This window comes from Curtobacterium sp. AB451 (genome assembly GCF_050585845.1).
Lineage (GTDB): Bacteria > Actinomycetota > Actinomycetes > Actinomycetales > Microbacteriaceae > Curtobacterium.
The window spans coordinates 133,048-147,285 of the sequence record NZ_JBOBQG010000005.1; the positions used below are offsets into that span (position 1 = coordinate 133,048).

A 14,238-nucleotide genomic window follows, 5' to 3' on the forward strand; every position below is an offset into this window, starting at 1 on the left:
CTCACCACGTGGTCGGGTAGGTCTTCGCCGGCGTCGTGGAGGGGGCTACTCGGTACTTCTCGAGCACCTGGGACATGAGAGTTCGGAACGCCGGAGCCGCTCCGCTGGACCACTTGTTGGTCTGCGGCTTCGTGAACGTCACCGTGACAACATACTGGGGGTCCTCGGCGGGTGCCATTCCGGCCACCGACGTGATGCGCTGTCCGCCGTAGCCCTTGGACCCCTCGGCCACCTCGGCGGTGCCCGTCTTCGCGGCGATGTTGTAGCCGGAGATCGGCTTCATGCCGACGAGGGTGCCACCCGTGACCACGCTCTGCAGCATGTCCGTGACCTGCGTCGCGGCGTTCGCGGACACGACACGCGTCGGCTGCACGTCGGGCGCGTCGATCATGGTGCCGTCGGCGGTCTCGCAGCCCTTCACGAAGTGCAGCGGGATCCGGACACCGTCGTTCGCGAGGGTCTGGAAGATGCTCGCGACCTGGATCGCGGTCGTCGAGATGCCCTGCCCGAACATCGAGTTGATGTTCGTCTGCTGGTCCCACTCCGGGCTCGAGCCGTAGTCCATCGACGGCTGCCCCGGGTAGTCGATCGCCGACTCGGGCTCGAACAGGCCGAACTTCTTCATGTAGTCGTACCGCTGCTGGGCGGTCAGGCGCTCACCGAGCTCGGTGATGCCGACGTTCGACGAGTTCTGCAGGATGCCCGTGAGCGTCAGGTTCTCGGTCTGGTGGAACTCGGAGTCGTGGATCGACCCGCCCCAGGGGAACGAGCGCGAGTACGGCACGACCGCTCGGTCGGTCGGGCTCGACTTGCCCTGGTCGATGAGTGCCGCCGCGATCGCGGCCTTGATCGTGGAGCCCGGTTCGTACGTCGCCGTGAGCGCCCGCGATCCGAACGCGCCCTTGTCCGTGGTGGCGTCGACGTCGTTCGGGTCGACGGTCGGGTAGTCCGCGACCGCGAGGATCTCCCCCGTCTTGACGCTGGTGACCGTCGCCGTGGCGGACTCGGCCTGCAGCGACTTCGCGGCGGACGCGATGGTCTGGTTGGCCATGTACTGCAGGTCGCTGTCGATCGTGGTCTCGACTGTGCCGCCGTCCTTGGCCTCCTTGGTCGTCACGGTGCTCCCGGGGAGCTGGACGCCGTCGGAACCACGCTCGTAGGTCTCGGAGCCGTTCGACCCCGCCAGGCACTTGTCGTAGGCGTACTCGAGCCCGGCCTGTGCACCGTCGGTGCCCATGAAACCGGTGATGTTGCCCGTCGTGGCCGCCGTCGGGTACACCCGCGACGCCTGCTGCTCCTTGTAGATCCACGGGATGCCGAGCGCGGTCACCGCCTCGTAGTGCTTCACGTCGAGGCCCTTGACGAGGTAAGCGAAGTCGGACCGCGGGTTCGCCGCGATGCTCTTCTGCATGGTCGCCACGTCGCCGCCCGAGGCCTTCGCCAGCGCGGTGAGCGCTTGGTCGACCGTGACGTCCTTCACGCGGGTCCCGCCGAGCTTGCCCTCGAACTTCTTCACCAGGCGCGGGGCCGTCGTGATGTTGTAGCGGGTGACGCTGTCGGCGAGCTCGGTCCCGTTGCGGTCGACGATCGACCCGCGGGTCCCGTAGATCGTGACCGGGATGCTCCGCTTCTCCTTCGACAGCTCGTTGAGCGAGGCGGCCTGGACCACCTGGATGTCGACGAGGCGGACCACGAAGACCGCCACGAGGGCGATCACGGCGATCATCACGACGCTGTAGCGCAGTCGACGGTTGCGGATCGTCTTCGTCACGCGGTGCGGTCCTTCCCGGGTGGTGCGGCAGGCTGTCCCGACCCGCAGGTCACCGGGTGGAGGGGGCCTGGAGCTGGTTCGGGTCGGACTCTACGTCGGCGGTGGACGAAGCCCCGGCCGACGCGCTGGCGCCTGTGGTCTTCCCAGCGTCGGCGGCGGTGCTGTCCGTGGTGGTGCCAGCGTCCTTGCTCGTCGAGCCGGCTCCGCTGTCCGTGTTCGTCGAGCTGGCCCCGCTCTCCTTGCTCGTCGAGGTGTCACCCGGCTTCGCGGCCAGCGGCACGTCGGCGAGCAGCGAGTTCGGCACCTGGTTCGACGTCGCCGCGGTGGCCGGGTCGGCGACCGCCGGGGTCGGCGTGCCGTAGACACGACCGGTCTTCGGGTCGAGGTACACCGGCGTCGAGTTCGCGATCATCCCGAGCGCCTGGGCGTTGCGGGCGAGGTTCTGCGGCGAGTCGAGCACCCGCAGCTCCTCGGACAGTGACTGCTGGGTGCGGGACAGGTTCGTCTGCTCGGCGCTCAGGGAGTTGAGCGTGTACGCGCCCTGGCTCAGCACCATGCTGATGCCGAGCTGGGCGAGGAGCAGGATGCCGAGGGCGACCACCGCCACCACGGCGTAGGCGATGCGGGGGCGTGCCCGGCGCTGGGCCTTGGTCGGGGTGACCTCGACGAGCTCCGGGCGGTTCTGTCGCGTCGGACGCGGGGCGCGGGACGGGACGACGGCGGGGTCGACGAGTGCGAGGTTCGTGCTCATGTCACTTCCGGATCCGCTCGGCCGCGCGCAGGCGCACGGGGGTTGCTCGTGGGTTGGCGGCGCGTTCGGCCTCGTCGGCCAGCTCGGCGCCCTTGACGACCAGTTCGTACGTCGGCCGGTGCTCGGGCAGTTCGACCGGCAGGCCGGCGGGTGCGCTCGACTTCGTCCGTGCGGTGAGTGCCCGCTTGACGATGCGGTCCTCGAGCGACTGGTACGACTCGACGACGATCCGGCCGCCGACCGCGATGGAGTCGAGGGCCGCCGGGATCGCCCGCTCGAGGACGCTCAGCTCGGCGTTGACCTCGATGCGGAGCGCCTGGAACACCCGCTTCGCCGGGTGTCCCTGTCGCTGGATCGCCACCGGGGTCGCGTCGTGCAGGACCTGGACCAGGTCGCCGGACATCTCGAACGGGGCGCTGGCGCGTCGCTCGACGATGGCGCGGGCGTAGCGTCCGGCGAGCTTCTCCTCGCCGTAGCGCTGGAAGATCCGGCGCAGCTCGCCCTCGTCGTAGGTGGCGAGGACGTCGGCCGCGGTCTGCCCCTCGGTCCGGTCCATCCGCATGTCGAGCGGTGCGTCCTGGCTGTACGCGAAGCCACGCTCGGCACGGTCGAGCTGCAGCGAGCTGACACCGAGGTCGAACAGCACACCGTCGACCTGCTCGAAGCCCTCGCCCTCGATCGCCTCGACGATGCCGTCGTAGACGGTGTGCACCAGGCGGACGCGGTCACCGAACCGGGCGAGTCGGTCCCCCGCGATGCCGAGCGCGTCGGTGTCGCGGTCGAGGCCGATGAGCGTCAGCTCCGGGAACCGCTCGAGGAGCCCCTCGGAGTGGCCGCCCATGCCGAGCGTCGCGTCGACCACGACCTTGCCCGGCCCCTCGAGCGTGGGCGTGAAGAGGTCGACGATGCGCTCGAGCATCACCGGGGTGTGCGGGAAGCGCGGTGTGTTGGTCTCGTCCTCGGCCATGTGCAGCCCCTCGTCCTCCGGGCCGCGGGTCCGGATCCCCATCCATGCGACCTGACACCGGGGAAGGGGTGTCAGGGATGCACGGCTGGGAGTCCCGATCCACGGATCAGAAGATCCCCGGGATCACCTCCTCGTCGTTGTCGGCGAAGCCCTCTTCGACTTCGGCGTAGTAGGCCTCCCACGCGGGGGTCGACCAGATCTCGGCGCGGTCACCGGAGCCGATGACCGTCAGGTCCCGCTCGAGCCCCGCGTACTCGCGGAGGTTCTGCGGGATGGTGACGCGGTTCTGCTTGTCGGGCTGTTCCGCGCTCGCTCCGGAGAGGAACAGGCGCATGTAGTCCCGGGTGCGCTTCGAGGTCATCGGTGCGGTGCGGATTCGCTCGTGCAGCTGCTCGAACGTGTCCGCGCTGAAGACGACGACGCAGCGCTCCTGCCCGCGGGTCATCACGAGGCCCCCGGACAGTTCGTCCCGGAACTTGGCGGGGAGGATCACGCGACCCTTCTCGTCGAGCTTCGGGGCATGGGTACCGAGCAGCACGTCGGGCCTCCCCTCCGCTCCACCGGACCGTTGTGTGCCCCACTTTACTCCACTCCCCTCCCCACGGGGCGGATTTCATTCCCGAAGTCGCCCGTCAGCCCCGTTCTGGGGGCGGATCTCGTCGTCGATCGGGCAATTCCGGCCTGTACTGCCGCGGAACGGTGGGGCTGTGGAGCGGAATGGAGCATGTGGAGGGAAGTGGAGGACTTTCGCAGCTCCGTGGGCACGACGGCGGCGTGCCGAGGCGCCCCCGGCAGGGCCGTCCCGGCGGGCGGTCGCCGCAGCCAGGACGGCGGGACCCGGGCGGCGGGTCGACTCCGTCGCCGCGCTGGTCGCACGACGCGCCGTCCGCCGATCGCCCGGGTCGCACGACGCGCCGTCCGCCGATCGCCCGGGTCGCACGACGCGCCGCCGCCGACTGGCCCCGGCGACACTTCTCGCGACCAGGGCCCGCGCGCCGGCGCGCGCATGCCCGCCCCGCCGACACTTCGCGAGACCAGCCCGCCCGACGACCGGTCCGCTCGCGCTCGACCTCACGCGCGGGCTGCCCGGTTCCCGAGCGGGCGGAACACGCCGCGCGCTCTTCGCCGAGCGGGCGGAATCGGCCGCCCGGGCTCGCCGAGCGGGACGGACATCGCCCGCTCGCGGGAGAGCGGGGTACAGCAGCACCCGTCGGGGCCGGGAGGCGCGGTGCGGGGCCGACCCGCACCTCCCGTCCGACAGCCGCGCACGATCACCCGCCGAGCGGGCAGGACACGCCGCGCGCTCCCCGCCGAGCGGGCGGGACGCGCCGCGCGCTCCCCGCCGAGCGGGCGGGACGCACCGCGCGCTCCCCAGCGAGCGGGCGGAATCGGCCGCCCAAGCTCGCCGAGCGGGACGGACATCGCCCACTCGCGGGAGCGCGGGGTACAGCTGCACCCATCGGGGACGGGAGGCGCGGTGCGAGGCCGACCCGCACCTCCCGTCCGACAGCCGCGCACGATCACCCGCCGAGGGGGCAGGACACGCCGCGCGTTGCCCGCCGAGCGGGCGGATTCGGCCGCTCAGGGCCGCCGAGCGGGACGTATTTCGCCCGCTCGCGGGTCGCGGACTCGCCCGCTCGCGGGGCGCGGGGGCCCGGACTCGCGGGGCGCGGGGCGCGGGGCGCCCCCGCGCACGACAACGGGGTCGGCCCCGAAGGACCGACCCCGTGGAGGAGTGTGGAGGGCGGCTAGCCCTGGTTGTCGTTCCGCTTGTCCCAGCGCTCGTTCATGCGGTCCATGAAGGACCCGCCGCCACCCTGGCTCGGCCGAGCGGACCCGCCCGACGACGGCTTGCCGGCCCGAGGCGTCTTCGCCTTGGGCGCTCGCATGCCGGGACGCAGAGCGAAGAGGACTCCGGCCAGCATCACGACGAAGCCGAGGATCCCGATGAGCGGCTGGCGCATGACCAACCCGACGATGACGATCGCGACACCCGCGAGGGCGCCGAGCACCCCGAGCGTGATCGACGTGTAGGTCGGACGACCCTGGCGACGCGTGACGCGCGCGACGAAGTCGGAGTCATTCTGGTAGAGGCTCCGCTCCATCTCTTCGAGGAGTCGCTGCTCTTGCTCCGAGAGTGGCATCTGTGTTCCCTCTGTTCCTGGGATCGACGCGTGGTTGAGGTGGACCGAGTCTACGACTCGACCGCTCCACTAGGGTAGGGAGTGTGGCTGAGAGTACGCGATTAGTGGACCTCGTGTCGGCGCGGATCGATCGAGCGCTGGACGACCAACGGGAACGGCTCGCAGCGATCAGTCCGGACCTCGCTCCGTTCGACCGGTACGCGCGCGATCTGCTGTCCGGGGGCAAGCGGTTCCGGGCCCTGTTCTGCTACTGGGGATGGCAGTCCGTGGCGGGACGATCGGGCTCGTTCGACCCGCTCGGCGAGGGGTCGCGGCAGACCACGGCCGAGGCGATCGTCACGGTCGCGGCGGCACTCGAGATCTTCCACGCGGCGGCTCTCGTGCACGACGACATCATGGACCGCTCGGACACCCGTCGCGGGCGTCCGGCGGCGCACCGCCGGTTCGAGTCCCTGCACGAGGAGTCCGGCTGGGTCGGTGACCGCGCGCTGTACGGCACGAACTCCGCGCTGCTGCTCGGCGACCTCCTGCTCTCCCTGAGCGACGCCGTCTTCGACGAGGGGCTCGCCCTGCTCGACCCCGCTCGTGGTCGGATCGTCCGCCAGGAGTTCCACACCATGCGCCTCGACGTCACGGCGGGCCAGTACCTCGACGTGCACGAGGAGACCGCCTGGCCGACCATCGACGAGGACGAGCACCTCGTGCGGGCGCAGCGCGTCATCGTCTTCAAGTCGGCGAAGTACTCGATCGAGGCACCGCTCGTCATCGGCGCCCTCGTCGCGGGGGCGTCGGACGCGCAGCTCGAGGGGCTCCGGGCGTTCGGACTCCCGCTCGGCGTCGCCTACCAGCTCCGCGACGACATGCTCGGCGTCTTCGGCGACCCCGAGGTCACGGGCAAGCCCGCCGGCGACGACCTGCGCGAGGGCAAGCGCACCGTCCTCATCGCCTCGGCCCGCAAGGCGCTCCCCGGTGGTCCGCGCCAGCTGCTCGACGAGCTCCTCGGCGACCCGGACCTCGACGAGGCGCAGGTGCAGATGCTCCGCGCCACGCTCACCGAGTCCGGTGCGGTCGCGGCCGTCGAGCGGTCGATCGACCGGCACGTGCAGCGCGCGAAGGCCGCCATCGAGGCGGCTCCGCTCACGCCGTCGGCGCGCGAGCAGCTCGTCGCGCTGGCCGACACGGTCAGCCGCCGCGTCGCGTAGACGTTCCAGCCTGACGAACAGGAGGCGCGGTGCCAGCTGGCACCGTGCCTCCTGTCCGTCGGGCGGGGACCGCTAGAGCAGGGACTGGGCGATGCGACGCACCTCGGCCTTGCGGCCGGCGCGCAGCGCGGCGATCGGCGAGGTGCCGATCGCGTCGTCGTCCGAGAGCATCCAGCGGACGGCCTCGTCGTCGGTGAAGCCGTTGTCCGAGAGCACGATGAGCGTCCCGCGCAGCTCGGGCAGCGGCTCGCCCTCGTCGAGGAACTCGCTCGGCACCCGCAGGACGCCGTCGACGCGGGCGGGCAGCAGCGTCTTCTGCTCGAAGAGACGGTGGATGCGCCCGGGGCTCACCCCGAGCAGGTCCACCAGGTCGGGGACGGTCAGCCATCGCTCGGAAAGGGTCGTGTCGTCGATGGGTGCAGCACTCACAGGCCCCATGTTGCCAGAGTGGGGCGCGGCGTCACACCGACTCGTTCGTCACATTCGTCACACACGCAACATCCGACTCTCTGGTTGACTTGGGAAACGCGCCATGCCAGCGTGGGAACACCTGTGAGTGCGCACGCACGCGCAACGGCTCACCGCTCGAACAGGAGACACCGTGGACAACGCTGCAGACGAAGACGCCCGGCGCGCACGATCCGCCCGGTTCGCGACCATGCCCATCGTCCTCGCGGGGACGATCGCGGTGACCGCCGGACTCACCGGCCCGGTCGCCCACGCCGAACCACGCCACGACGACGACAACCGCAACAAGCGGCACGTCGACGAGGACCGCACCGTGACCGACCGACCGGTCTTCCAGACCGCCGTGGCCCGTCCGGCCGAGACCACCGTCACGACGGTCGCCGCCGTCTCCACCCGGGTCCCCACCACGTACACCGTGCGCCAGGGCGACACCGTGTCGGGCATCGCCGCCCGGTACGGCCTGTCCGCGCAGGAGGTGCTCGTGCGCAACGGCCTCGGCTGGAACACGATCATCCACCCCGGCCAGACGCTGCACCTCGCGTCGACGCCAGCGGTCACGACGGCCTCGGCGCGGACGTCGGCCACGGGCAGCTACCACGTCAAGCAGGGCGACACGGTGTCCGGCATCGCCGCGCGCGTCGGCGTGTCGACCACGGCGCTCCTCAGCGCGAACAAGCTCTCGCAGCGCTCCGTGATCTACCCCGGGCAGACGCTCCGGGTCCCGACGGCTGGTGTCACGGCGGCGCCCGTGGCGTCGGTCGCGGCCGCCCCGACCTCCGGCTCCGGGAACGCCTCGTCGGCCCGGGCCGGCAGCGTGAAGATCGGCACGGGCGACACCATCGCCTCGATCGCCGCCGCGCACGGGGTGTCGGTCTCGGCGCTCCTCTCGGCGAACGGGCTCACCTACACGAGCACCATCTACGCCGGCAAGACCCTCGTGCTGCCGTCCTCCGGCCCGTCGCTCTCGGCGGAGCAGCGGGGCAACGCGGCGACGATCGTGTCCGTCGGCCGATCGCTCGGGGTGTCCGACCACGGGATCGTCATCGCCCTCGCCGCGGCGATGCAGGAGTCGAGCCTCCGCAACCTGTCCCACGGCGACCGCGACTCGGTCGGGCTGTTCCAGCAGCGGCCGAGCCAGGGCTGGGGCTCCGCTGCGGCGCTGCAGGACCCGGTGACCGCGACGAAGCGCTTCTTCACCGGCAACCCCGGGCACACCCGCGGGCTGCTCGACATCGCCGGGTGGTCGTCGATGAACGTCACCACGGCGGCGCAGGCCGTCCAGGTGTCGGCGTACCCGAAGGCGTACGCGCAGTGGGAGAAGACCGCGCAGAGCCTGCTGGCATCGCTCTGACCCCGGCCGCGCGGCCCCCGGGCGTGCCCGCACGCCTGGCCGCCCGGTCCCCGGGCGTGCTCGCAGGCCTGGCCGCCCGACAGAACCGAGTCATCCGCAAGATCGAGATTCGGTCACGACCGGTGCGTCAGTGCGGGTCCGTGCAGTCCCGATTCGTAGAATGCCGCCGATGACCACCAACGCCGCCACGGACCCGATGATCGGTCGCATGATCGATCACCGGTACCGCGTACGCTCCCGCATCGCGCGCGGGGGCATGGCGACCGTGTACCTGGCGACCGACGTGCGGCTCGAGCGACGCGTCGCGATCAAGATCATGCACGGCCACCTGGCGGACGACCAGGCCTTCCGGGAGCGCTTCATCCAGGAGGCCCGCTCCGCCGCCCGGCTCTCCCACCCGAACCTCGTCGGCGTGTACGACCAGGGCGCCGAGGACGACACGGCGTACATCGTCATGGAGTACATCCCGGGCATCACGCTCCGCGACCTCCTGCAGGAACACCACGCGCTCACGCCGGAGCAGGCGACCGACATCCTCCGGGCCGTCCTCGCCGGCCTCGCCTCGGCGCACCGTGCCGGCATCGTGCACCGCGACCTCAAGCCCGAGAACGTCCTGCTCGCCGACGACGGCCGCATCAAGCTCGGGGACTTCGGCCTCGCCCGCGCCACCACGGCGAACACCGCGACAGGTGCGGCCCTGCTCGGCACGATCGCGTACCTCTCCCCCGAGCTCGTCACGCGCGGCGCCGCCGACTCCCGCAGCGACATCTACGCGCTCGGCATCATGCTCTACGAGATGCTCACCGGCGAGCAGCCCTACAAGGGCGAGCAGCCGATGCAGATCGCCTACCAGCACGCGAACGACCAGGTCCCCGCACCGAGCGCCGCCGTGGCCGGGATCCCGCCGGAGCTCGACGACCTCGTCGCCTGGTCCACCGCCCGCAACCCGGACGACCGTCCGCGTGACGCCCGCGAGATGCTCGACCACATGGCGGGCGACCAGCAGCGCGCCACCGGGCAGTACCGGACCGCCGTGCTGCGTCCCGAGAACGCGACCGCGATCATCCCGGCCGGGTCCGCGACGCCCACCTCGGCGGACTCCGGCGACGCCACCACCATCCTCGAGCCGGCGCAGCGCTCATCGGCCCAGCAGCCCGGCGGCCGTGGCGGTCGGAACGCACCGGGCCCCCGGCGCACCGGCTCGCAGCCCGGTGCGCTCTCCCCCGCCGCACAGCGCCTCGCCGACAAGTCGACCAGGCGCCGGAAGCGCGGCTGGATCGTCCTCGTCGTCGTCCTCGTGCTGATGGCGCTCGGCGGGTCGATCGGCTGGGCGTTCGGTCCCGGTCCGTGGGGCAACGTCCGCATCCCCGAGGTCGCGGGCAAGTCGGTCTCGCAGGCTCGCCAGCTCCTCGAGGCGCAGGGTCTGCAGACGGCGTCGTCGACCGCGACCCGGTTCGACGCGGTCGTCGCGAAGGGGCAGGTCTCCACGACCAAGCCCGAGGCCCGGCGCGAGGTCCGCAAGGGCACCTCGGTCCAGATCGTGGTGTCGAACGGCCCGAAGATGATCGCCCTGCCGGCGATCGTCGGGCAGCCGCTCTCCACCGTCACCGCCGCGCTCGACGACGACTTCGAGCTGCAGGACGACCAGTACCAGTTCTCCGCCGACGCACCGAAGGACACCGTCATCGCGGCGACCGGACTCGGCACCGACGGGGCATCCGTCGACCTCTCGACCGTCAAGGCCTACGGCGAACGCGGCCCGGTGACGCTCACCGTCTCGCTCGGCGCGGTGCCGGACGTCGTCGGCAAGTCGGTCGACGACGCCTCGGCGACGCTCGACGCGGTCGGCCTCACCCTCGGCTTGCAGGACGCGCAGTACAGCGACACCGTCCCGACGGGGCAGATCATCTCGGCGAAGGCCGCGGACGACCCCGTGGTCGAGGGCTCCGCGATCGACGTCGTCGTGTCGAAGGGTCCGACGCCGATCACACTGCCGGACGTGCACGGCAAGACGATCAACGACGCCACGGCGACGCTCGACGCGCTCGGGCTGAAGGTCTCGGTGCCGGACTGCACGAACATCCTGTGCGGCTTCTACGACTGGAAGGCCTCGCTCCCCGTCCAGTCCACCGACCCGGGCGCCGGCGCGACGGTGTACCGCGGCGACACGATCACGCTCGCCTACGAGCAGTAGGCGCACGCCCCGCACGCCGCACTCCGCGGTGCCGAGACTCGGCCAGGCGGACAGTTTCGCGCTTCCGGAGCCACGAAGGTGTCCGCGGAGCCGAGTCTCGGGGCGAGCGGCGCGGGGCGGGGCGGCGGCCGCACGCACGTGACGGACGGGAGGCGCGGTGCCAGCTGGCACCGCGCCTCCCGTCCGTCAGCAGGTCGCGTGAGCGCGCCGCGCTACGCGCGCACGTGCGGGTGGGCGCTGAGCTCCTCGGCGACGAGGAAGGCCAGCTCGAGCGACTGCATGTGGTTGAGGCGCGGGTCGCACAGGGACTCGTAGCGGGTCGCGAGGGTCGCCTCGTCGATCTGCTCCGAGCCGCCGAGGCACTCCGTGACGTCGTCACCGGTGAGCTCGACGTGCATGCCGCCCGGGTACGTGCCGACCTCGCGGTGGGCCTCGAAGAAGCCGAGGACCTCGTCCACGACGTCGTCGAAGCGGCGCGTCTTGTACCCGGTCGGCGTCGTCAGGCCGTTGCCGTGCATCGGGTCGGTCACCCACAGCGGGTTGGCGTCCATGCCCTTGATCGCCTCGAGCAGCTTCGGCAGCTCGTCGCGGATCTTGCCGGCGCCCATGCGCGTGATGAACGTCAGACGGCCGGGCTCGCGGTTCGGGTCGAGCTTGTCGACGAGTGCCTTCATGTCGTCGACGCTCGTCGTCGGGCCGAGCTTCACGCCGATCGGGTTCCGCACGCGGGACAGGAAGTCCACGTGGGCGCCGTCGAGGTCACGGGTGCGCTCACCGATCCAGATGAAGTGCCCCGACGTGTCGTAGGCGAGCCCCGACCGCGAGTCGATGCGGGTCATCGGGCGCTCGTAGTCCATGAGCAGGCCCTCGTGCGAGGCGTAGAACTCGACGTGCTTCAGCTCGTCGAAGTCCGCACCGCAGGCGCCCATGAAGCGGATCGCGCGGTCGATCTCCTTGGCGAGGTGCTCGTACCGGGCGTTCGCCGGGTTCGACGCGAAGCCCTTGTTCCACGAGTGGACCTGCCGCAGGTCGGCGAAGCCACCCTGCGTGAAGGCACGGACGAGGTTCAGCGTCGACGCGGCCGTGTGGTAGCCCTGCACGAGGCGCCGCGGGTCGGCCTGGCGGCTCTCCGGGGTGAAGTCGTAGCCGTTCACGATGTCGCCGCGGTAGGCGGGCAGCGTGACGTCGCCGCGGGTCTCGAAGTCGCTCGAGCGCGGCTTGGCGAACTGCCCCGCCATGCGCCCCATCTTGATGACCGGCATCGACGCGCCGTAGGTCAGCACGACGGCCATCTGCAGGATCGTCTTGACGCGGTCGCGGATCGAGTCGGCGGTGGCCCCGGCGAAGGTCTCTGCGCAGTCGCCGCCCTGCAGCAGGAACGCCTTGCCCTGGGCGGCCGACGCGAGCCGCTCACGGAGCTTGTCGACCTCGCCCGCGAAGACGAGCGGGGGCAGCGTGGCGATCTCGGCCGATGCCGCCTCGGCCGCGGCCTGGTCCGGCCAGGTGGGCTGCTGCTTGATCGGGAGCGTCCGCCAGTAGTCGAGGCCCTCGATCACGTCCGGATCCTGCAGGGCGACGAAGTCGGTCGACTCGAACAAGGGTGGTACCTCTCGAAGGGATGGCCGTCCGGGCGGTTGCCGGAACCATCGAATCCTAACGTGCCGACGTGCCCCGGCCATTCCGTGTGACCTTGGCACGGAGGACCTGCTCACGTGCCGTGCTCGCGCGCTCCTTGACGCTCGTCGCGTACACGTCGACGTACTCCTGACGGCTCAGTCCGGCGAGCTCGTGCATGACCTCGTCGGTGACGCTGCGGAGGATGAAGCGGTCGGTCTCGAAGCCCTCGAATCGCGAGAAGTCGAGCGGCTTGCCGAACACGACGCCGACCCGCTTGAACTTCGGGAACCGCTGCCCGATCTGCTGCACCTCGCGCGTGCCGATCATCGCGACGGGGACGACGGTGACGCGGCCCTCGAGGATCATCCGGGCGATGCCGGTGCGGCCCCGGTACAGCTTGCCGTCCGGGCTGCGGGTGCCCTCGGGGTAGATGCCGAGCTGCTCACCGCGTGCGAGGACCTGCAGGCCGGTGCGGAGCGACGCCTCGGACGCCTTGCCGCCGGATCGGTCGATCGGCAGCTGCCCGATGGCGTTGAAGAACGTCTTCGTCGCCCAGCCCTTCAGCCCGCGCCCCGTGAAGTAGTCGCTCTTCGCGAGGAACGACAGCCGACGGTCGAGCACGGCCGGCAGGATCACCGAGTCGATGAAGGAGACGTGGTTGGACGCGAAGATCACCGGCCCCGTCGTGGGGACGTGCTCACGGCCGACGACCCACGGCCGGAAGAGCGTGAGGATGAGCGGCCCGAGCAGGAAGTTCTTCAGCAGCCAGTAGGTCATCGTCGACTCCGAGACGGTGGGGTGGTGCGACCCTACGCCGTGCGGGCGTGGATCCGAGCGAGGTCGGCCGCGCCGACGACACCGGCGTCGTTGACGAGTTCGGCGATCACGAAGTCCGGCTCCGGGTGGTACCCACGGGCCGGCAGGTTGTTGAGGTACGCCTGCTTGATCGGGTCGAGCAGCCGGTCCCCCGCGCTGGCGACGCCGCCGCCGAACACGAAGAGCTGCGGGTCGAGCACGGCGGACAGCGAGGCGCAGGCCTCGCCCAGGTGCCGACCGAGCCGCCGCAGCGCCGCGAGGGCACCGGGGTCGTCGGCCAGGATGAGGTCGCCGACGATGTGCCCATCGAGCTCGCCGCCGTTCGCCGCGCGGGCGTCGGCCAGGGCGGACCCGATGCCGCCGGCGTCCGCGACGTCGTTCGCCATGCGCTGCAGGGCACGACCGGACCCGTACTGCTCGATGCAGCCGCGGGCACCGCAGCCGCAGGGCAGGCCGTTCGGCACGATGCGGAGGTGGCCGATCTCGCCGCCGGTGCCGAAGCCCCCGCGGAAGAGGCGGTCCTCGGTCACGATCGCGCCGCCGACACCGGTGCCGATCGTCAGCATGGTCATGTCGGAGACGAGCCGACCGGCGCCGAAGCGGAACTCGGCCCAGCCCGCGGCGTTCGCGTCGTTGTCGACGGTGATGTGCAGGTCGCCGATCCGCTGCTGGAGCTTCTGGCGCAGCGGCTCGTTCCGCCACCGGATGTTCGGCGTGTAGTAGACGATCGACTGCGAGGCGTCGATGAAGCCCGGTGCGGCGACGCCGACGGCGCCGACCTCGTTCGCGGCGCGCAGTCGCGAGACCATCGCGACCACGTCGTCGAGCATGGCGTCCGGGTCCGCAGCGTTGGTGGCCACCCGGTCCTCGGCGAGGATCTCGCCCAGTTCCGTGACGACCGCTCCCGCGATCTTGGTGCCCCCGATGTCGATTCCGATGGCGTGCACGAGCAACGAG

12 protein-coding genes are annotated in these 14,238 nt (G+C 71.2%); 3 read left to right on the forward strand and 9 right to left on the reverse strand.

Annotated features, from left to right (window positions below; all coding sequences use genetic code 11):
- Window position 1: 1 nt before the first annotated feature.
- The 5 genes from ACQXVK_RS13290 to ACQXVK_RS13310 form a co-directional block, all read right to left on the reverse strand.
- Window positions 2–1,771 (reverse strand): peptidoglycan D,D-transpeptidase FtsI family protein, encoded by a 1,770-nt coding sequence (locus tag ACQXVK_RS13290; RefSeq protein ID WP_022906687.1) that lies wholly within the window; start codon window positions 1,769–1,771, stop codon window positions 2–4.
- 49 nt (window positions 1,772–1,820) lie between these two features.
- Entirely contained in the window at window positions 1,821–2,522 is a 702-nt protein-coding gene (locus ACQXVK_RS13295; protein WP_430853845.1) for a hypothetical protein, read from the reverse strand.
- 1 nt (window position 2,523) lies between these two features.
- Window positions 2,524–3,531, reverse strand: a complete 1,008-nt coding sequence (gene rsmH, locus ACQXVK_RS13300) for a 16S rRNA (cytosine(1402)-N(4))-methyltransferase RsmH (protein ID WP_402262079.1) — start codon at window positions 3,529–3,531, stop codon at window positions 2,524–2,526.
- Between the two features lie 64 nt (window positions 3,532–3,595).
- Window positions 3,596–4,027 carry a division/cell wall cluster transcriptional repressor MraZ gene (gene mraZ / locus ACQXVK_RS13305; protein WP_022906684.1) on the reverse strand — a complete coding sequence of 144 codons (432 nt, stop codon included), beginning with the start codon at window positions 4,025–4,027 and terminating at the stop codon, window positions 3,596–3,598.
- Between the two features lie 1,210 nt (window positions 4,028–5,237).
- Complete coding sequence (locus tag ACQXVK_RS13310; RefSeq protein ID WP_022906683.1) at window positions 5,238–5,633, reverse strand: DUF3040 domain-containing protein; 396 nt, start codon at window positions 5,631–5,633, stop codon at window positions 5,238–5,240.
- Between the two features lie 83 nt (window positions 5,634–5,716).
- On the opposite strand from ACQXVK_RS13310, the gene ACQXVK_RS13315 reads away from it, so the two are divergent.
- The gene (locus tag ACQXVK_RS13315; RefSeq protein ID WP_402262073.1) at window positions 5,717–6,835 is read left to right on the forward strand and encodes a polyprenyl synthetase family protein; all 1,119 of its coding nucleotides are present in this window, start codon (window positions 5,717–5,719) and stop codon (window positions 6,833–6,835) included.
- 72 nt (window positions 6,836–6,907) lie between these two features.
- On the opposite strand, the gene ACQXVK_RS13320 is transcribed toward ACQXVK_RS13315, so the two are convergent.
- Entirely contained in the window at window positions 6,908–7,264 is a 357-nt protein-coding gene (locus ACQXVK_RS13320) for an Rv2175c family DNA-binding protein (RefSeq protein ID WP_430853846.1), read from the reverse strand.
- 172 nt (window positions 7,265–7,436) lie between these two features.
- On the opposite strand from ACQXVK_RS13320, the gene ACQXVK_RS13325 reads away from it, so the two are divergent.
- Both ACQXVK_RS13325 and pknB read left to right on the forward strand, forming a co-directional pair.
- The gene (locus ACQXVK_RS13325) at window positions 7,437–8,654 is read left to right on the forward strand and encodes a LysM peptidoglycan-binding domain-containing protein (protein ID WP_430853847.1); all 1,218 of its coding nucleotides are present in this window, start codon (window positions 7,437–7,439) and stop codon (window positions 8,652–8,654) included.
- A 169-nt stretch (window positions 8,655–8,823) separates the two neighbouring features.
- Window positions 8,824–10,848 (forward strand): Stk1 family PASTA domain-containing Ser/Thr kinase, encoded by a 2,025-nt coding sequence (pknB, locus tag ACQXVK_RS13330; RefSeq protein WP_430853848.1) that lies wholly within the window; start codon window positions 8,824–8,826, stop codon window positions 10,846–10,848.
- A gap of 212 nt (window positions 10,849–11,060) precedes the next feature.
- On the opposite strand, the gene ACQXVK_RS13335 is transcribed toward pknB, so the two are convergent.
- The 3 genes from ACQXVK_RS13335 to ACQXVK_RS13345 form a co-directional block, all read right to left on the reverse strand.
- Window positions 11,061–12,404 carry a class II 3-deoxy-7-phosphoheptulonate synthase gene (locus ACQXVK_RS13335; RefSeq protein WP_402263783.1) on the reverse strand — a complete coding sequence of 448 codons (1,344 nt, stop codon included), beginning with the start codon at window positions 12,402–12,404 and terminating at the stop codon, window positions 11,061–11,063.
- Between the two features lie 97 nt (window positions 12,405–12,501).
- Window positions 12,502–13,242: a lysophospholipid acyltransferase family protein gene (locus tag ACQXVK_RS13340; protein ID WP_402262063.1), complete on the reverse strand. Its 741-nt coding sequence runs from the start codon at window positions 13,240–13,242 to the stop codon at window positions 12,502–12,504.
- Between the two features lie 32 nt (window positions 13,243–13,274).
- Window positions 13,275–14,228 (reverse strand): ROK family glucokinase, encoded by a 954-nt coding sequence (locus ACQXVK_RS13345; RefSeq protein ID WP_031261143.1) that lies wholly within the window; start codon window positions 14,226–14,228, stop codon window positions 13,275–13,277.
- Window positions 14,229–14,238: the final 10 nt, after the last annotated feature.